Origin of the sequence: Corynebacterium tuberculostearicum, from assembly GCF_016894265.1 — a bacterium.
Lineage (GTDB): Bacteria > Actinomycetota > Actinomycetes > Mycobacteriales > Mycobacteriaceae > Corynebacterium > Corynebacterium tuberculostearicum_D.
Genome location: NZ_CP069791.1, coordinates 251,597 through 268,893 on the forward strand (window position 1 = coordinate 251,597; position 17,297 = coordinate 268,893).

Genomic DNA, 17,297 nt, shown 5'->3' on the forward strand with positions numbered 1-17,297 from the left:
CTATACTGGCCCCTGCCAGAAACCTACGCTACCGAAAGGTATAGTTTTGTCCGCATACGAATCACAGGCTTGGCTCCAGTATTACCCGGAATGGACACCGCACCACCTCGAGTATGGCGAGACCACGCTGCTGGACATTTACGACAATAATCTTGAGGTCAACGGCGATAAGCCGGCCACCTACTTTTTCGGACGCACCCAAACGTATGCGGAGCTGGACCGGCAGGTTCGCGCTGCGGCCGCTGGCCTGAAGGCCTTCGGTGTGCGCCCCGGTGACCGAGTCGCCATCGTGGCACCGAACTCGCCGCAGTACATCGCGGCGTTCTACGCCATCTTGAAGCTGGGCGCCCAGGTGGTGCTGCACAACCCGCTCTACACCGCCCACGAGCTGGAAGGGCTCTTCCAGGATCACGGCGCGCGCATCGCCATTGCCTGGGATAAGGCAGCGCCGACCTTGGAGAAGCTGCGTGCGACCACCAACCTGGAAACGGTCGCGTCCATCAACATGATCAACGCCATGCCTACCTTGCAGCGCGCCGCCCTACGCCTGCCCATCCCGCCACTGAAATCCAAGCGCGAGCAGCTATCGTCCCCGGCGCCCAATACCGTGCCGTGGGAGACCCTGGTGGGCAATGCCATCGGCGGCGACGGCAGCGATATCACCACGCCGGAGGACGTGGACAAAGACACCATCGCGCTGATTATGTACACCTCTGGCACCACCGGAAAACCCAAGGGCGCCATGCTCTCGCACGGCAACCTGTTTTCTAACATCATGCAGGGCAAGGCGTGGGTTCCTGGCTTGGGCGATAAGCCGGAGCGTATGCTGGCCGCCCTCCCCTTCTTCCACGCCTATGGCCTAACTATGAACGTCACCCTTGCGCAGTTCATCGGCGGCGAGCTTGTCATCCTGCCTAAGCCGGATATGTCGCTCATCATGCAGTTGATGAAGAAGCACACCCCGACCTGGGTACCGGGCGTGCCGACGCTCTACGAGCGCATCGTGAAGGCCGCCGAGGATCAGGAAATCCCCATCAAGGGTGTGCGCGCGGCCTTCTCCGGTGCGTCTACCCTGCCTTCGGACACGGTCAACAAGTGGGAGAACTACACCGGCGGCCTCTTGGTGGAGGGCTATGGCCTCACGGAGTGCTCGCCGATTATTGTGGGCAACCCCATGAGCACCGACCGCCGCCCGGGCTACGTGGGCATTCCGTTCCCGGATACCCAGGTGCGCATTGCCAACCCGGATAACCTGGACGAGACCCAGCCGGACGGCGTTGAGGGCGAGGTGCTGGCCCGCGGCCCGCAGATCTTCAAGGGCTACCTCAACAATGAAGAGGCCACCGAGGCCGCTTTCCACGGCGAATGGTTCCGCACCGGTGACATGGGTGTCATGGAAGAAGACGGCTTCATCCGTCTGGTCAGCCGCATCAAGGAAATCATCATCACCGGCGGCTTCAACGTCTACCCAGGCGAGGTGGAAGAAATCCTGCGCGAGCACCCGAGCATCGATGACGTCGCCGTGGTCGGCCGCCCGCGCGAGGACGGCTCCGAGGACGTCGTGGCCTGCCTCGACCTCGCCGATGGCGCCGCCCTGGACCCGGAGGGACTCAAGGACTACTGCCGCGAGCGCCTGACCCGCTACAAGGTCCCGCGCACCTTCTATCACTTTGAGGAGCTGGCCAAGGACCAGATGGGCAAGATCCGCCGCCGCGAGGTCCAAGCAGACCTCATCCGCCGCCTCGAGGCCGAACAGAATTAACATGTTCCGCCTTATCGATAGCCCCCTCGGACCCCTGTGCTTGCAGGCGAGCCCGCGGGGGCTTTCCCGCGTCGACATCACTGCGGCCAGCACCCCGCAGGAAGCGGTGGGCGGTGTGGATGAAGGGGGCGTCGATAAGCGCAGCGCGGACGTGCTCGACGCCGCCCAGGCACAGCTCGCGGAGTATTTCGCCGGCCAGCGCCACGCCTTCGAGTTACGCCTCGACCCGCCTGCGACGACCGACTTTCGCGCCGCAGTGCATGCGCAACTGGCCGAGATTGGCTATGGGGAGACGGTCACCTACCGCGACGTCGCCAAGCTGCTGGGCCGGCCCGGCGCGACGCGGGCCGTGGGCAGTGCGTGCGGCGCCAATCCCCTGCTCATCGTGCGACCATGCCACCGTGTGCTGCGCAGCGACGGCGGGCTCGGTGGCTATGCGGGTGGTCTGGATGCCAAACGTTTTTTGCTGACACTAGAAGAAAACTAGAGGGATTCCTCATATTTGGATATGCTATCCCCTCAGAAATAGTTTTTGTAGCCAAACGAAAGGTTTTCCGCGTGTCCGCTTCCCCCTCCCGAGCCTGGCTCGAGCACTACAGCGATTGGACCCCACACACGCTGGACTATGGCGATAAAACCATCGTCGACTACTACCGCAATAACCTGCGGGTCAACGCCAATAAATCCGCCACCTACTTCTTTGGAAAGACGCAGACCTACGCGGAGCTCGATACCCAGGTGCGCGCCGCTGCGGCCGGGCTCAAGGCTTTTGGCATTCGCCCCGGCGACAAGGTAGCCATCGTGCTGCCTAACTGCCCCCAGCACGTCGCGGCCTTCTACGCGGTGCAGCTGCTTGGTGCCACCGTGGTCGAACACAACCCGCTCTATACCGCCCCGGAGCTAGAAGGCTTGCTCAATGACCACGGCGCGCGCGTGGCCATCTCCTGGGATAAAACCGCCTCCACGCTAGAAAGGCTGCGCTCGACCACCCCGCTGGAGACCATCGTCTCCGTCAACATGGTCGATGCCATGCCACCGCTCAAGCGCCTCGCGCTGCGCCTGCCAATCCCACCACTGGCCGCCAAGCGCGAGCAGCTCACCAGCCCCGCACCCAATACCGTGGAATGGTCCACCCTCATCGGCGCGGCCATTGGCGGCGATGGCTCGGACCTCGATATCCCTGAAATCTCCCAGGAGGATATCGCGCTCATCCTCTATACCTCCGGCACCACCGGAAAGCCCAAGGGTGCCCTACTTTCGCATGGCAACCTCATTGCCAATGCCATCCAAGGTAAGGCCTGGGTGCCACAGATGGGCAAGCAACAAGAGCGCTTCCTCGCGGCACTGCCCATCTTCCACGCCTACGGCATGACCACGTTGTGCATCTTCAGCATCTACCTCGGCGCCGAGCTCATCTTGGTGCCCTCCCCGCAGATGCCGCTGATTATGGACATAGTGAAAAAGCGCACGCCTACCTGGCTGCCGGGCGTGCCCACGCTGTATCAGAAGATCATGGACGCGGCGGAAGAAAAGGACGTCGACTTAAGCGGCATCCGCAATGCCTTCTCCGGCGCCGCCACGCTGCCGGTAGAGATTGTGGAGCGCTGGGAGGCCATGACCGGCGGCCGGCTGGTGGAGGGCTTCGGCATGACGGAGACTTCCCCGGTTCTTACGGCCAATCCCATGAACGGCAAGCACCGCCCCGGCTATGTAGGCGTACCCTTCCCGGATACGGAGGTGCGCATTGCCAACCCTGAGAATCTGGATGAAACCCAACCCGATGGCCAGCCGGGCGAGATGCTCGCGCGCGGCCCGCAGATTTTCCAGGGTTACTTTGGCAATGCCGCCGCTACCGAAAAGACCTTCCACAATGGCTGGTTCCGCACCGGCGATATGGCACTCATGGAACCGGATGGCTATATCAAGCTGGTCAGCCGCATCAAGGAAATCATCATCACCGGCGGCTTCAACGTCTATCCCGCCGAGGTGGAAGAGGCGATTGCCCAGCATCCCGACGTCGTGGATGTCGCCGCCGTGGGCCGCCCGCGCCAGGATGGCTCCGAGGATGTCGTCGGCTGCGTCACCCTGCGCGATGGCGCCGTGCTCGATCCCGAGGGTTTAAAGGAATTCTGCCGCGAGCGGCTGACTCGCTATAAGGTCCCGCGCACGTTCTATCACTTTGAGGATCTAGCGCGCGACAATCTGGGCAAGATTCGCCGCCACCAAGTGCGCAAGGACCTGCTCGAGCTGCTGGAGGCAAAGGCCTAAACTTAGCGGCTATGGCAGATATTCATTATGGCGCTACCTTGACGGATTTCCTCGCGTCCGCCGTCGCCAGGTTTCCCCAGCGCCCCGCCACCCACTTCGCTGGCCACACCCTCACCTATGGCGAGCTCGACGCCCAGGTGGCGGCCGCGGCCGGTGCCCTGCGCGAGATGGGTGTGCGCCCCGGCGACCGCGTGGCGCTCCTGCTGCCCAATTGCCCGCAGCACGTGGTGGCATTCTTCGCCATCCTGCGCCTGGGCGCAGTGGTGGTGGAGCACAATCCGCGCTATACCGCGCACGAGCTTACCCCGCTGCTTGCCCACCATGGCGCCCGCGTGGCGATTGCCTGGGAGGACATCGCCCCCACCATCTCCACGCAGGTAGAGACCACCATTCCCGTTTCCCTCAGCGAGCCGCTTCCCCTCAGCGGCTCCCCGGTGGAGCCGCATCCTGCCGCGCTTGCCGACGCCGCCCTTATCCTCTACACCTCCGGCACCACCGCCCGCCCCAAGGGCGTGGTCTTAACCCACGGCAACCTCGCGGCCAACTGCCTGCAGCTAGAAACCCAAGCCCCGCTGCGCCCCGGACACGAGCGCTTCCTGGCCGCGCTGCCCATGTTCCATTCCTATGGCCTGACTATGAGCGTGCTCCTCGCGGTGCGCTGCGCGGCCGAGATCATCCTGCTTCCTGCCCCACACACCGACGCGGTGACCAAGGCGCTTGCCGCCCGCCGCCCCACTTGGATGCCGGGCGTGCCCACCATCTACGAGCGCGCCATGGCGGCCACTCCCGCGGCCGCAGACACAGCCGCTTCTGACGCTTCCACGGACCTCGGCGGGGTACGCTACTCCATCTCGGGCGCGGCCTCGCTCCCCTCGCGCATCATCGAGCCATGGGAGGCGCGCACCGGCGGCATGCTGGTGGAAGGCTACGGGCTTACGGAGACCTCTCCCGTGCTGACTATCAACCCCCTCGATGACACCCGGCGCGCCGGCACCATCGGCCTGCCGCTGCCGGATACGCAGCTGCGCATAGGCGATCCTCACGATCTCAGCCGCACCCAGCCGGATGGCGAGCCCGGCGAAATCCTCGCCCGCGGCCCGCAAGTCTTTAGCGGCTACCTTGCCGACGCCCCCGCCACCGCCGCCTTCCACGACGGCTGGTTCCGCACCGGGGACATGGGCGTGCGCGAGCCTGATGGCCATATACGCTTGGTGGGCCGCATCAAGGAAATCATCATCACCGGTGGTTTCAATGTCTATCCCGGCGAGGTCGAGGAGGCTTTAACCTCTCATCCCGATATTGCCCAGGCCGCGGTCGTGGGCCTTCCTCGCTCCGATGGTTCTGAGGATGTAGCCGCCTGCGTAGTCCTTGCCCCCGGCGCGCAGCTCGACGAATCCGCCTTGCGCGACCATTGCCGCGGGTTGGTGGCGCGCTATAAGGTCCCGCAGCGCTTCTTTGCCATGGATGAGCTCGCCGGCGATCAGCTGGGCAAGCTGCGCCGCCGCGATGTCCAGCGCGATCTCCTCGCCCTGCTCAGCCAGGGCTAGCCTTCTTCCCGCTCTCCCCGGCGCACCGCCTGTTGGTAGATGCGCTCAGAACGCTTCTCAAGGTCGTGCTGGGCGCGGGCTTGGGACTTAGCGGCGGCGTCGGAACGCGGCGGGGCCTGGATATGCCGCGCGGCGTGCAGGCCCAATTGCAGCTCCTTGGCGCGCAGGATCTCCGCATCGAGCTTGATGCCCAGAATGAGCATCGTATTTGAAAGCCACACGGCCATGAATACGGCCATGATGAGGCTGAAGGCGCCATAGACGCTGGCTCCGGCAAAGCGCTGGGTATACAGCGCAAATGCTCCCCACACCACAACATTGGTGCTCAGTGCTACGACGGAGCCTAGGGTTATCCACCGAAAGCGCGCCGGCCGCACGTTCGGGGAAAAGTGATACAAGATGGCGATCAAGCTCAGCACGATCACCACGGTGAGCGGGAAGCGCAGCCAATTCCACACTGGCATGAAGATCCCACCCAAAAAGTCCGCGGTGCCCTGCATCTCCAACTTGCCCGCGAGGGGATCGATAACGCTGCTCACGATGGTATCGCGCAGCAGGTTAGCAAAGAGCACGATGACCGCACCGATGACGAGAACAATGGTCAGCCCCCACATCAGCGCCCAGGTGCGGATGATTCCACGGCCTTCCACTCGCCCATAGACGGTATTGGCCGTGCGCGAGAAGGCGCGCACATAGGCCGAGGCCGCAAAGAGTGAAATCAGCACGGATACCACCAGAGCGAAGGTGCCTTGCGCCGTGGAACCAATGATGGAGCCCACCAGTTTTTCGGCCTGCTCCGTCATGGAACTGGGCACGTAGTCCGCAATGAATTGCGAGGTTAATTCGTGCACCTCGGCACGTCGCGAGGAGAAAATAAGCGTGGCGATGGAATAGGCAGCCAGCACCGTGGGGGCAAAGGCCATGAGCGTGAAGTACGTCATCGTGGCCGCACGATCCATCAAGGCATCATGAAAGAAATCGGCCCACACGCGGCGCACCACCAGCCCCCAGCTTTCCTTACGCAAGCGGTTGCCGCGGGCCAGGGGATCTACTTCCTCGGTATGGCCCGCAATCTTGACCACGGTGGGCGCGGTGCTGGGCACGATCTTATCCGCCCCCTCGTACTCGGATTCGCTCACCGGAGTGGCCGCGGCGCTCGACGGAGTGCCGGCAGGCGGGCGGCCGGCAGGCTGTTCGCCGGCGGGCTGCTTACCTTCAGGCTGTTCGGCAGAAGGCAAGTCCCCAGGGGTGCGTGCGGCGCCGGGGGCCTCGGCGGCGTCGTCGAGAGTGCTCATATTATCCCAGCGTATGCGGTAAAGAATCTATTTCAGGAAGTGACACTCAGCCGTGATTACACTGGAGAAGCATGACTGACCAGAATGAAAAGAAGCTCAACGTTAAGTCCTTCGAACTCGACCACCGCCTAGTCAGCGCGCCATATATCCGCGTGGCCGACCGCACGGATTTGGGCGGCGGCGTCGAAATCATCAAGTATGACCTGCGCTTTTGCCAGCCTAACCAGGACCACCTGGACACCAAGGCGCTGCACTCGGTGGAGCACATGATGGCAAACTTCATGCGCAATTACACCGATAAGCTCATCGGTTTCGCCCCGATGGGCTGCCGCACCGGCTTCTACGCCATCACCAACGGCATGGAACAGGACGAGCTGCTGCGCGCGGTGGAAGGCGCGCTCAACGATATTCTTAACGCTACCGAGGTACCGGCCGCCAACGAAGAGCAGTGCGGTTGGGGTGCGCACCACAGCTTGGAGGGCGCGCAGGAGGCGGCCCGCGCATTCCTGGGCGCTAAGGATGAGTGGCTCCAGGTCATGGCGGCCTAAGCGAGTCGCCGGCGCGAGAGGCGCCGAACTGAAAGAGCAGCCACGATAGACCCGAAAACCGCGTGGTTAAGGGCGCTATCGTGGCTGCTTTGTAGGTTTTATTCCCCAGAGACTCGGGGCGAAAGCGCGCTCGCGCGCTACTCGTCGAGGGAAAGGCCTATCCACACGGGTTCTGGCACGAGTTCCACGCCGAAGGTCTCGTGGACGCCGTCACGGATGGTGCGGGCGAGGTTCACAATATCGGCGGCTGTGGCCTCGCCGCGGTTGGTCAGCGCCAGCGTGTGCTTCGTCGAGAGCGTGGCCCGGCCGGAGCCCGGGTAGCCCTTGGCAAACCCGGCGCGGTCAATGAGCCAGGCGGCGGAGAGCTTTTCCCGGCCGGTCTCGGCAGAGGGGTGGCGGGGCATGGAGTCCGCGGTGGCGTCGCCAAGCGAGGCACGGACCTTGGCCTGGACGGCGTCGGCAAGCGCGGAGTCCACCACCGGGTTGGTGAAGAAGGAGCCGGCGGACCAGGTGTCATGGTCGGTGGGGTCGAGCACCATACCCTTGCCGCGGCGGAGCTTTAAGACCTCCTCGCGGACCTCGGCCACGGGGCGGCGCTCGCCGGGATTCTGGGTGAGCTGGCCAAAGCGCAGCGGGCGGGAAAGGCCCTCGTTATCGAGCTGCAGCTCCACCTCCAACACCACGGCGCGGCCGGTGAATTTCAGGTTGGAATAGCGATAGGCCAGCTCCAGGTCGGAGGCGGGGACCCACTCATCGGTATCGGTGCGGCGGTTATAAAGGCGCACGCGGGTAAGGACCTCGGAGATCTCCGCGCCATAGGCACCCACATTCTGCACGGGGACCGCGCCCACGGTGCCGGGGATGCCGGAAAGGCACTCGATGCCGCCCAGGCCGAGCTGCACGGAGCGGGCCACTACGTCATCCCAGACGGCGCCGGCTTGCGCGCGCACCACGCCGGTTTCGGTGTCCATGGAGACCTCGTCGAAGTCGAGGACGACCGCGACGAGATCCACGGCGCCATCGGCCACCAAGAGGTTGGAGCCGCCGCCAACGACGATGAATTTCACTTCGGCGTGATCAAGGGCACGCACCACGGCAACGGCGGCCTCCGGCTGCGAGCAGCGCAGTGCGGCCTGCGGTTTTCCGCCTACACGCAGCGTAGTCAGGTCCGCGAAGGTGGCGGCGGGGTCCAGTTCCACGCCGTCGATCGCTGTGAGCTGTTGCGTCAAAGATTTATCAAGCACGCCTACCAAGGTAGTCTGTTAGGCATGTCAACCCGTAGTGAAAACACCGTAACCATCAATCAGCCCATCGAAAAGGTTCACAAGGCGCTGCTCACCAAGGAATACTGGGAGTACATCGTGGCCAACCTCTCCCCTGAGGCGGGCCAGGTGCACGACTTCAGCGATAACGTAGCCACCCTCTTCGAGGTTCTGCCGACCACCCTGCTGCCAGAGGCAGTGCGCGCCATGGTCTCCCAGGACCTGAAGGTCAAGCGCGTGGTTACCGTGGGCGAGCTCAACGGCGAGGCTGCTGACGTCAACTACACCGCGGATGTCAAGGGCACCCCGGTTGATTTCAAGGGCGATATCTCCCTGGCCGGCGAGGGCGAAGTGACCAAGCTGTCCTACGTCAACGAGATTTCCGTCAATATCCCGATGATGGGCGCCGCCATCGAGCCGAAGGTGGGCGAGTCCCTGGGCGAGCTCTTCGATAACGAGGGCAAGCTGACCGAACAGTGGATCTCTGAGAACGCCTAAGTTCTAAAGACCCAAAATCTATGGCCGACCACGCACATAATCTGCGCGCCAGCGCAGCTGCGGGTCGGCCTTTTGGCGTTATTACCCGCGGCACCACCAACCACAACCGGCTGCGGCGCTGCGATAGGTGGATGCTCGCGCACCCGGAGATTTCCGCGCTGCTGCGGCATGTGGATACGCCGCTGGCGCTCGATGTGGGCTACGGGGCCTCGCATGCCACCACCGTGGAGTGGGCAGGCTGGCTGCGCCGGGCGAATCCGCAGGTAGACGTGCGCGGGTTGGAAATCCACCCGGACCGGGTGCTGCCGCCGCGCGATGGCGTGCGCTTCGAGCTGGGCGGTTTTGAGCTGGCAGGCTACCGGCCGCAGCTGGTGCGCGCGTTTAATGTACTGCGCCAGTATGACGTGGACCAGGTGGAAGAGGCCTGGCAGACGGTGTGCTCCCGCCTCGCCCCAGGCGGCTTCTTTGTGGAGGGCACCTGCGATGAGCTCGGCCGGCGCGCGGCCTGGTTGCTCCTGGATGCCCACGGTCCGCGGACGCTCACCCTGGCGTGGGACCCGTTCGATGTGGCGCGCCCCTCCGATATTGCCGAGCGCCTGCCCAAAATCCTCATCCACCGCAATGTGCCCGGCGAGCCCATCCACGAGCTACTTCAGGCCGCCGACGAGGCCTGGGACCGTGCGGCCGGCTGGGCGCCTTACGGACCGCGCGTGCGCTGGCGTAGGGCACGCGCCATGCTTGCCGACGTCCCCTTTAACATCCACCCCGTCCGCCGACGCCTGCGCGATAATGTGCTCACCGTGGACTGGGAATCGGTGGCGCCGCAAGCTTAAAAATGTCCTGCTAACTTCGCCGCAGACTTTGCCCCGCGCCGTCTCATGCGCCACACTGGTACGCATGGCTTCGAAGAAATCGGCGGGTTCACTCGCCTGGAAAATCATCATTGGCATCCTCGTAGCACTCCTCGTGCTCATCTTGCTGGCCGAGTTTGGCCTGCGCTGGTTCATCGGCCACCAGATGACCTCGCAGTTCAACGAGGCCGCTGAGCAAGAGGGCATCCAGGTCAAAGAGGACCCCTCCGTCAGCTTCGGCGGCAGCCCGCTCCTGTTGGGGCTGTTTCAGGGCTCCATTTCCCAGATGGATATGACCACGCCGTCCACCCTGCAAATCGACGGCACCGAGATCAAGGGCCAGCCTGCCTCCGAGATCCACGTGGAAGATATGAGCACGGACCAGGACAACCCGGTGGCCGGCAAGCTGCGCGCTTCTACCACCGTGCCGGATGACTACCTGCTGGCGTCCTTCCAGAAGGGCATTTCCGAGCAGGCAGGCAGCGAGAAGATAGGCAATATGGTGGTTACAGAGATCACCGCCAATGAACAGGACCATGCGCTGGACGTGAAGTTCGCCGGCGGCCTAGCCAACCTTTCGCTGGAGCCCACTGCCCACGATGGAAAACTGGAGATCCGCGCCACCGAGGCCTCCATCTTCGGCCTCGAGCTGCCGGACCAGGCCACCGAAGCCATCTCCTCCGCGCTGCAAAACGGCATGTCGGATCAGTTCGTAGGCTCGGACATGAACGTCGATTCCGTGGAGGTGCTCGATGGCGAGCTCAAGCTCACCATCACCGGCACTGATGTTCCGATGAACGACATGGATAAGCTGGCCGGCGGCGAGGGCACCACCGGCAATGGTGGGGCCAACAATGGCGCGCCGCAGCAGGACGCGCAGAAGGAAGCCGCCTAAACCAAAGCAACGGGAAATTCGAGGACCGGAAGCGTGGCAGCGGCCAACGCCGGTCCTTTTTTCATGCCTTCTTCACCGGCACCGGATTCCGCGCGGTCCCCGGCCGCAGAGCTGCGCACAATGAGGCGCTGATAGCCGGCCTGCTGTGCAGCCGTAACCGCGGCATCCGCGGCTTCGGCCGCATCTGCGCCCACAGCCTCCGGCACGATGAGGCCCAAGCGGGCCGGATCCGGGCAGGCCTCGCGGATGGCGATGAGCTCGGAGAGCACGGCATTGGCATCCGTCACGGTCTCATCGAGGCTGACCCACACCTCGCTGGCGCCGGATTGGATGGCCAAGCGCGCCTCAGAGGCCTTGATGAGCGTGTGGTGGCGGCCGGTGGGATAACCGGCGACGGAGATGATATCGGCCGCGCCGGCCCCCGCGGCGAGGGAAACATGGTGCGGGGAGACCACGACGGTGTTATCGGCGGCGCGGTCCTTGACCAACGCGGCCGGGGCAGCAAGCAGGTTAAGCATTAGTAGCTGTAATCGCCGTTGATGATGGCCTTGAGCTGCGGGCGCACATCAAACCAGTACACGCCGGTAATGACCGTGCCGATCCAGGACAGGAATGGCATGCCGGTGGCCATCGCTACGGCCGAGCCCGCCAGGAGGCCAACCCACACCCACTTGCCCTGACGGTCGCCGGCGCGGAAGGCATCCTCGCGCGTGGCGGCGGCAAGCACCGCACCGACGATGGCGGTCAGGGTGAGGATTTGGAAAATGATGGCATCAAAGCGGAATGCGAGATATAGAAGGATATCCATGCAGATTAATTCTTCGGGTCGTCGGTATCGATTACTTCGCCATCGATAATATTATCGCCCTGCGAAGGAGCCGAATTCTGGCCGGGGCGCGCGCCGTTCTTCTTTTCCGCGCGACGGGCCTGGGCGGAATTATAGGCATCCATAACGCCCCCACGGGTCTCCTGATAGGCGGTGGAGAACTTGCCCTTGGCGTCAGCGAAAGACGCGGACTCGCGGGTGCCGTCCGCGGCCTTCTTCAAGGAAGCACCAAATTCCTTCGCGGTGGCGGTGGCCTTGTCCACTAGGCCATCCTTGCCGGTGGCGCCGTAGGGGCTTTGTGCCTGCGCGCCATGAGCGTGCTGGGTGCGCTCTTCTTGCAGGCGGCCGCCGAAGTCCTTGGCTACCTCAAAAGCAGCGCTGCCGGCATCCTTCAGGGAATCGAAAATCTTCTTATTATCACTCATTGCTCATTACTCCTTGTGTCTAAGCACCAAAGATAAGGTGGTTGATCGCGAATATCACCAATCCTGCCAGGGAACCGACGATAGTGCCGTTTAAACGAATAAACTGCAGGTCCTTGCCCACCATGAGCTCGATATTGTGGGAGGCTTCCTCCGCATCCCAACGCTTGATGGTCTCCGGGATAATCGCGATAATTTCCGGCGCGAATTTCTCCACCGCGTAGCGCGCGGCCTTGTCCACGAGCGCATTGGCCTGGGCCAAGAACTCGGAGTCCTCGAGCAGGCGGTGCGCCAACTCCTTTACCTTCGCCGTAATCTTCTGGCGCAGGAAGGACTCTGGGTCATTGAGCTGGTCAATAAGCGTGGTGGATACCGTGCGCCACATGGCCGCCGGTGCCTGCTGGGCTTGGTCGGAGGCGAGCATCTCTTGCTTGATGCCCTCAATGCGCCCGCGCATGTCCTCGTCCCACTGCAGATCCGAGGCCAGCTTGGACAGGTTGCGGCGAATGGCCAGGCGGGCCTCGTGGTTGCCATTGCGGCGCACCTCATCGGCGAATTCTACGAGCTCGGTATAGACCTTCTCCCCCACCATCTCGCGGGCAAAGCGCGGCGCCCATCCCGGCATGCGCTCGTCGATGGCGGTGACCACGGTGGGCTCCATGCTCAGAATCTTGCCGTGCGCCCACTCAATGAGGTCGTCTTCCAGCGGACGAGCCTTGCCGTCAGCAATATAGCCCTCCAGCAACCTACCCAGCGGTGGGCCCCACTCTGGTTCGGCCAGGCGGTCCATGACTTGGGTGCGGATGAATTGCTCTGCCTCTTCGGGGTCGAGATCCTCCACCACGCTGGCGGCGCGCTCGCCAATCCACGCGGAGACCTCCTCCGCCTTGCCGGGCTCCACACCCTGGCGTGCCAGCCATAGCGGCAGCTCCGCCTCCCGCACCTTGGCGCTAAGCGCATCCGCGGTAAGGAAGTTCTCCTCCACAAAGTCACTTAAGGCATCGCCCACGCGGTCCTTATTATTCGGAATCAGCGCCGTATGCGGGATGGGCAGCCCCAACGGCCGGCGGAATAGCGCGGTCACCGCAAACCAGTCCGCCAGACCGCCCACCATGCCGGCCTCCGCCGCTGCGCGCACGTAGCCCACCCAGACGGGAGCCCCGCTTTCCGACGCCTGCCACCACGAACACCCCAAAAAGATCACCGCCGCACCAATCAGGAACGACAGCGCAATCGCTTTCCAACGGCGCAGATCCGCCCGCCGCGCCTCCTGGTTGCCAGCCTGCGGAACGGGAGCAGCACCCGACGATGCCGGCTCCAGTGCCGATGCGGCTGCCGATTCGAGGCCTTCGTCCGCGCGGTGCGTCATGAGTTCTCCTTGGGTTGGGAAGGTGTATTCGGATTTCGGCTATTAAGCCTAGTGCGTACTTAAAAGCACTCGACCTCTGCCTTCAGTAGTTAAGTTTATGAACGAAGAATGTGAGCATCATCCTGAAGTCAGGTTCCTTGGAAGGCGTCTTAGAGTACCTAGGGGTTCAGGAAACCACATTTTCGCTAGAACTCGGTTCATTAATTATGGACGCCTGTCAATGCCCTCTTCGAGTTCAAAATTGATCCTCACGGAAACAGCCCGCACGTCCGGTGTCGACGATGCCACGGACGAGTTCTTCCCGTTCATTGACGCCATTGACCTTGCCAAGCAATTATTGGGCCTGGCCTAACGGCTCGTTAGGCTGCCGAGCGTGTCAAGTTGTTTGTGTGTGGGGCTGGGTTTATAGGTATTTGTCGAAGCGGTCGGGGTAGGCCACGGCCATTTGGTTGATGGCTTGTTTCCAGCCGGATACTCGGGCTCCTTCCATGAGTCTGCCGGCTGTTCTTGAGACTCGTTTACCTTGCTTTGCTCTCTTGGCGGCTCGCTTGTCTTCAATATTGCAGATCATCAACCACAGCGTCTTTAGGGCTGATTCATCGTTGGTGAACTGCACCCTGTTGCGAGTAGCTTTACGCAGCTCATTGTTAAAAGATTCAATGGAGTTCGTCGTATAGATCACCTTCCTAGCTGCTGGTGGGAACTGCAGAAACGGGACAAACCGCGCCCACGCGTCCTGCCAGACCTTGACTGAGCGGGGATACTTCTCACCCAGCTCGGAAGCCTCGAATTCGGCTAAAGCAGCCCTAGCTGTGGACTCGTCTGTGGCGGTGTAGACCTTCTTCAACGCGGCTGATACAGCCCGGCGATCCCCGTAGGCTACCCACCGGTTCGCGGCACGTATCAGGTGCACGATACAGGTTTGCACCATAGAGTTCGGCCAGGTTGCCTCGACTGCTTCTGGTAGGCCTTTCAGCCCGTCACAGCAGACGATAAAGACGTCTTTGACACCACGGTTAGAAAGATTGGCGCATACCTGCGCCCAAAATGAAGCGCCTTCTTCTTTGGCAATCCACAATCCTAAAATGTGTTTGATGCCGTCAAGGTCCACACCGATTGCCATGTACGCACTCTTGTTGACTACCCGGCCGCCATCGCGGACTTTAATGCGCAGCGCGTCCAGGAAAATGACCGGGTAGAACTCATCTAGCTGGCGGTTTTGCCAGACCATAACCTCATCCAAGACGGCGTCAGTAACCGCTGAAATCGTCTCATGGGAGATATCAACCCGCATCGCCGTTGCCATGTGGTGCTGGATATCCCTGATTGTCATCCCACCGGCGTACAAGCTGACAATCATGTCATCGACATCAGTTAAACGTCTCGAGCCTTTAGGGACCATAGTTGGGATAAACGTCCCAGTCCTGTCTCTGGGGATATCCACGGTGACCGGCCCGTAGTTAGAATCCACGGTCTTTGTGTACGACCCGTTGCGGTGATTGTCTGTCCCAGCTGCAGCTTTGCCGCTCCTATCACCAGACTCGTAGCCGAGGTGGGCATCCATCTCGGCATTCAAACCCCTAGTAATCGAGGCTTGCAGCATGCCGCGAACCAGGTCATTGGCATCCGTTGTGGACGTGCCTAGGTCGTCAATCAGTTTCGCGATTTCAGGGTTAGCAAGCAGCTTCTTTTCAATCGCATCAATCTTGGCCTTATCGGCCGGATCTCGTCGTGCCACAGTAGTCATTCTGGTCCATCTCCTCATGCAGGTTGGGAACCCACACACAAACCATCAGACACTCTCTTTCATCACGGGCCGCGCACCCTTGACTAATCCAAAGGACACGGACGCCGTCGATCAGTTCTGGGTCATATTGATCAAGTCCTGCGCCTATTTCGTTTTCAACATCTTCTGCAAGAGCTTTGAAGGCTTGGGCTTCTTCTCGACGAGCCTTCACTGCATTGATGAGTTCACGACCAGAGCTAAATTGCTGACGCATGTTTTTACCGTACTGAGGGTGTCCAGCCATCTCACGCACCTGCCTTAGAAAGTCCTGGAGGCGAATGACGCGATCGTGTTGGTGATACCAGCGATATGCCTCTACTGACTTACCAGTATAAAAAGGACTACGACTAAAACGGTGCGCAAAGTGCGGGTCATGTGCGAGAAGAGCGCCTAACTCCTGGCTCGTAGCTTTTAGCAGCTCCATATTGCTGGAATGCTTATTTTTGCCGGTATACACCGGGTCAATCAGCCAAATAAACTGAGCTTTACCACTTAGCGGATTAATCCCGGCCCATGCTGGCCCAATGCCTCGCTGGACAAGGGCGAAGATAACGCTTTTAACATAAGCATTGAGATGAACTGGATGGCCTCCAGATTCTCCGGGCTGGTCAACATCAATAACCATAACCGCAGAATATTGCTTATTCGTCAGCATGACGTATTCACATCGACCGAGTTTCTCCGAATCAGTGCGATAAAGTCTCGGAACGCTGCGCTTCTTACCGGTTTCTTCATCTACCACGACACGGTAAGCACTTTGAAAGTCACGGCTGATAGAACCGTGTAGCGCATCACGCCCAAGATGCTGGAGAAGTTTTTCCCGGTCAAGCTGACTTGCCGGAGTATCATCTAGACCTGCGCAATCCTGGCGCACTCTAGATGGCGTACCAACACGCGCACCGGTCAAAGTGCCCGGAGAGGAATCATTAGATAGAATCATGCACATGCTTTCCCCCAGCTACTACTGGGTGATAAGCGAAGGTCACTTGGTTGCCGCCGAGTGGCCTTCTTTCGTCTTTAGTATCTCTCAACTGTAAAACACATGACTGTCATTTTGTGCGAGACACACATAAAGATATGTTTTACCTGCAGTAACAGTGTTTGAAATATATTGCAACAAATGCTAAAACCGCAGAGTATCCTGCATAGATACAAGACATCGACTATGGATCATAGGGGTTAGCGGTACTCATGTGTACTGCCGTCCAAATCAAAGGCTTGGTTGTCACCGAGGCAACCAGGACTACTCCAAGCACCACAGCCTCCAGGACTACAGATAACCAAAGAGCCTTTAAAGAGAAACCACATAGATAAACCCCAGTACTTTCTTCCTCACTGCCAATGCTCACTGGAGTGAACAATCCCTTGTGACTTTTGTCGAAGCTCCGCACAATGGTTATAGGCTGCTTCCCCCCGAACGGCCACTATGTATAAGTTCTAGCCCTGCCTCTCGCCCCTCAGGCAGGGCTAGAACTCGTTAATGATTTCTGAGTCAATCGAATACGAACACTTCAGAGTACTAAGAGTGCAACTCCTACGGTAATCATCCGTTCTCGCCACGTAACTACTAGATGAGGGCACCCCTACCGGTAATCACTAATACAGGGTGCCTATCGTGATGATTACTTTGACTGCTGCTCGTCCTTGGCGGCGACAATCATGTGCGCTAGCACCTCCAGGAACTTATTGAGGTTGCCTGGATCTGCCGTGATGGTTTCGAAGACTTCCTGAGACTCCCGGGCCGCCTGCACGAGTGCGCCGAACCCTTTGTTTTTAAAAGCGTCAGTGCCAGCAACCTGTGAGGGGTTATTTTTCCTGACTAATGCCTGCACAGGGGCTGCTAACTGTCTCCGGCGTAACTGAGCACTCCAGCTGGGATTCGTCTGTTCCACTCACCAATCTCGAACGCCTGCGAATCCAGTTGACATGGCCGGCTTCGTACCATGAGCACCAGCGACTGATCGGTGT

The 17,297-nt window shown here is 61.0% G+C and carries 18 protein-coding genes; 9 read left to right on the forward strand and 9 right to left on the reverse strand.

Annotation, left to right across the window (positions count from 1 at the left end; genetic code table 11):
* Positions 1–46 precede the first annotated feature (46 nt).
* From I6J28_RS01315 to I6J28_RS01330, 4 genes are all read left to right on the forward strand, one after another.
* Positions 47–1,762 carry a long-chain-fatty-acid--CoA ligase gene (locus I6J28_RS01315; protein WP_204610364.1) on the forward strand — a complete coding sequence of 572 codons (1,716 nt, stop codon included), beginning with the start codon at positions 47–49 and terminating at the stop codon, positions 1,760–1,762.
* A gap of 1 nt (position 1,763) precedes the next feature.
* On the forward strand, positions 1,764–2,249 hold the full coding sequence (locus I6J28_RS01320; RefSeq protein ID WP_204610366.1) for a methylated-DNA--[protein]-cysteine S-methyltransferase: 486 nt from the start codon (positions 1,764–1,766) through the stop codon (positions 2,247–2,249).
* Between the two features lie 71 nt (positions 2,250–2,320).
* Positions 2,321–4,030: a long-chain-fatty-acid--CoA ligase gene (locus I6J28_RS01325; protein WP_204610368.1), complete on the forward strand. Its 1,710-nt coding sequence runs from the start codon at positions 2,321–2,323 to the stop codon at positions 4,028–4,030.
* Between the two features lie 11 nt (positions 4,031–4,041).
* Complete coding sequence (locus I6J28_RS01330; protein ID WP_204610370.1) at positions 4,042–5,577, forward strand: AMP-binding protein; 1,536 nt, start codon at positions 4,042–4,044, stop codon at positions 5,575–5,577.
* On the opposite strand, the gene I6J28_RS01335 is transcribed toward I6J28_RS01330, so the two are convergent.
* Positions 5,574–6,872, reverse strand: a complete 1,299-nt coding sequence (locus I6J28_RS01335; protein ID WP_204610372.1) for a YihY/virulence factor BrkB family protein — start codon at positions 6,870–6,872, stop codon at positions 5,574–5,576. The genes I6J28_RS01330 and I6J28_RS01335 overlap by 4 nt on opposite strands.
* Before the next feature lie 71 nt (positions 6,873–6,943).
* On the opposite strand from I6J28_RS01335, the gene I6J28_RS01340 reads away from it, so the two are divergent.
* Positions 6,944–7,420 (forward strand): S-ribosylhomocysteine lyase, encoded by a 477-nt coding sequence (locus tag I6J28_RS01340; RefSeq protein WP_086588932.1) that lies wholly within the window; start codon positions 6,944–6,946, stop codon positions 7,418–7,420.
* Between the two features lie 137 nt (positions 7,421–7,557).
* Here the strand turns inward: I6J28_RS01340 and I6J28_RS01345 are convergent, their stop codons facing one another.
* Positions 7,558–8,664, reverse strand: a complete 1,107-nt coding sequence (locus I6J28_RS01345) for a UDP-N-acetylmuramate dehydrogenase (protein ID WP_204610374.1) — start codon at positions 8,662–8,664, stop codon at positions 7,558–7,560.
* 24 nt (positions 8,665–8,688) lie between these two features.
* Between I6J28_RS01345 and I6J28_RS01350 the strand changes: the two genes are divergently transcribed.
* The 3 genes from I6J28_RS01350 (at position 8,689) to I6J28_RS01360 (ending at position 10,926) form a co-directional block, all read left to right on the forward strand.
* Positions 8,689–9,180 (forward strand): DUF2505 domain-containing protein, encoded by a 492-nt coding sequence (locus I6J28_RS01350; RefSeq protein ID WP_040424907.1) that lies wholly within the window; start codon positions 8,689–8,691, stop codon positions 9,178–9,180.
* 20 nt (positions 9,181–9,200) lie between these two features.
* On the forward strand, positions 9,201–10,013 hold the full coding sequence (locus I6J28_RS01355) for a class I SAM-dependent methyltransferase (RefSeq protein WP_204610376.1): 813 nt from the start codon (positions 9,201–9,203) through the stop codon (positions 10,011–10,013).
* A gap of 64 nt (positions 10,014–10,077) precedes the next feature.
* Positions 10,078–10,926, forward strand: a complete 849-nt coding sequence (locus I6J28_RS01360) for an LmeA family phospholipid-binding protein (protein WP_204610378.1) — start codon at positions 10,078–10,080, stop codon at positions 10,924–10,926.
* Here I6J28_RS01360 and I6J28_RS01365 read toward each other — a convergent pair.
* Genes I6J28_RS01365 through I6J28_RS01380 form a run of 4 tightly spaced genes read right to left on the reverse strand, consistent with a single transcriptional unit; the run spans position 10,923 to position 13,543 of the window.
* A complete protein-coding gene (locus I6J28_RS01365; protein ID WP_204610380.1) occupies positions 10,923–11,444 on the reverse strand; it encodes a deoxyribose-phosphate aldolase in 522 nt (173 codons plus the stop codon). The two genes, I6J28_RS01360 and I6J28_RS01365, sit on opposite strands and share 4 nt — an antisense overlap.
* Positions 11,444–11,734, reverse strand: a complete 291-nt coding sequence (locus I6J28_RS01370) for a DUF2516 family protein (RefSeq protein WP_204610383.1) — start codon at positions 11,732–11,734, stop codon at positions 11,444–11,446. Before I6J28_RS01370 ends, I6J28_RS01365 begins: the two co-directional genes overlap by 1 nt.
* 5 nt (positions 11,735–11,739) lie before the next feature.
* On the reverse strand, positions 11,740–12,177 hold the full coding sequence (locus tag I6J28_RS01375) for a CGLAU_01105 family protein (protein ID WP_204610385.1): 438 nt from the start codon (positions 12,175–12,177) through the stop codon (positions 11,740–11,742).
* Between the two features lie 19 nt (positions 12,178–12,196).
* A complete protein-coding gene (locus tag I6J28_RS01380; protein ID WP_204610387.1) occupies positions 12,197–13,543 on the reverse strand; it encodes a DUF445 domain-containing protein in 1,347 nt (448 codons plus the stop codon).
* Positions 13,544–13,763: 220 nt separating this feature from the next.
* Between I6J28_RS01380 and I6J28_RS11880 the strand changes: the two genes are divergently transcribed.
* Complete coding sequence (locus I6J28_RS11880) at positions 13,764–13,895, forward strand: hypothetical protein (RefSeq protein WP_255712345.1); 132 nt, start codon at positions 13,764–13,766, stop codon at positions 13,893–13,895.
* A 51-nt stretch (positions 13,896–13,946) separates the two neighbouring features.
* On the opposite strand, the gene I6J28_RS01385 is transcribed toward I6J28_RS11880, so the two are convergent.
* From I6J28_RS01385 to I6J28_RS11885, 3 genes are all read right to left on the reverse strand, one after another.
* Positions 13,947–15,290, reverse strand: a complete 1,344-nt coding sequence (locus I6J28_RS01385; RefSeq protein WP_204608743.1) for an IS256 family transposase — start codon at positions 15,288–15,290, stop codon at positions 13,947–13,949.
* A complete protein-coding gene (locus I6J28_RS01390; protein WP_204610389.1) occupies positions 15,256–16,269 on the reverse strand; it encodes a replication initiation protein in 1,014 nt (337 codons plus the stop codon). Before I6J28_RS01390 ends, I6J28_RS01385 begins: the two co-directional genes overlap by 35 nt.
* Positions 16,270–16,951: 682 nt before the next feature.
* Positions 16,952–17,080, reverse strand: coding sequence for a hypothetical protein (locus I6J28_RS11885; RefSeq protein WP_255510501.1), 129 nt, complete (start codon positions 17,078–17,080; stop codon positions 16,952–16,954).
* Positions 17,081–17,297 lie beyond the last annotated feature (217 nt).

Excerpts from the sequence above, each read along its gene's own strand:
- I6J28_RS01320 (WP_204610366.1), top strand. The coding sequence starts at position 1,764 with ATGTTCCGCCTTATCGATAGCCCCCTCGGACCCCTGTGCTTGCAGGCG.
- I6J28_RS01330 (WP_204610370.1), top strand. The coding sequence starts at position 4,042 with ATGGCAGATATTCATTATGGCGCTACCTTGACGGATTTCCTCGCGTCC.
- I6J28_RS01335 (WP_204610372.1), bottom strand. The coding sequence starts at position 6,872 with ATGAGCACTCTCGACGACGCCGCCGAGGCCCCCGGCGCCGCACGCACC.
- I6J28_RS01340 (WP_086588932.1), top strand. The coding sequence starts at position 6,944 with ATGACTGACCAGAATGAAAAGAAGCTCAACGTTAAGTCCTTCGAACTC.
- I6J28_RS01350 (WP_040424907.1), top strand. The coding sequence starts at position 8,689 with ATGTCAACCCGTAGTGAAAACACCGTAACCATCAATCAGCCCATCGAA.
- I6J28_RS01355 (WP_204610376.1), top strand. The coding sequence starts at position 9,201 with ATGGCCGACCACGCACATAATCTGCGCGCCAGCGCAGCTGCGGGTCGG.
- I6J28_RS01360 (WP_204610378.1), top strand. The coding sequence starts at position 10,078 with ATGGCTTCGAAGAAATCGGCGGGTTCACTCGCCTGGAAAATCATCATT.
- I6J28_RS01365 (WP_204610380.1), bottom strand. The coding sequence starts at position 11,444 with ATGCTTAACCTGCTTGCTGCCCCGGCCGCGTTGGTCAAGGACCGCGCC.
- I6J28_RS01370 (WP_204610383.1), bottom strand. The coding sequence starts at position 11,734 with ATGGATATCCTTCTATATCTCGCATTCCGCTTTGATGCCATCATTTTC.
- I6J28_RS01375 (WP_204610385.1), bottom strand. The coding sequence starts at position 12,177 with ATGAGTGATAATAAGAAGATTTTCGATTCCCTGAAGGATGCCGGCAGC.
- I6J28_RS01380 (WP_204610387.1), bottom strand. The coding sequence starts at position 13,543 with ATGACGCACCGCGCGGACGAAGGCCTCGAATCGGCAGCCGCATCGGCA.
- I6J28_RS11880 (WP_255712345.1), top strand. The coding sequence starts at position 13,764 with ATGCCCTCTTCGAGTTCAAAATTGATCCTCACGGAAACAGCCCGCACG.
- I6J28_RS01385 (WP_204608743.1), bottom strand. The coding sequence starts at position 15,290 with ATGACTACTGTGGCACGACGAGATCCGGCCGATAAGGCCAAGATTGAT.
- I6J28_RS01390 (WP_204610389.1), bottom strand. The coding sequence starts at position 16,269 with ATGATTCTATCTAATGATTCCTCTCCGGGCACTTTGACCGGTGCGCGT.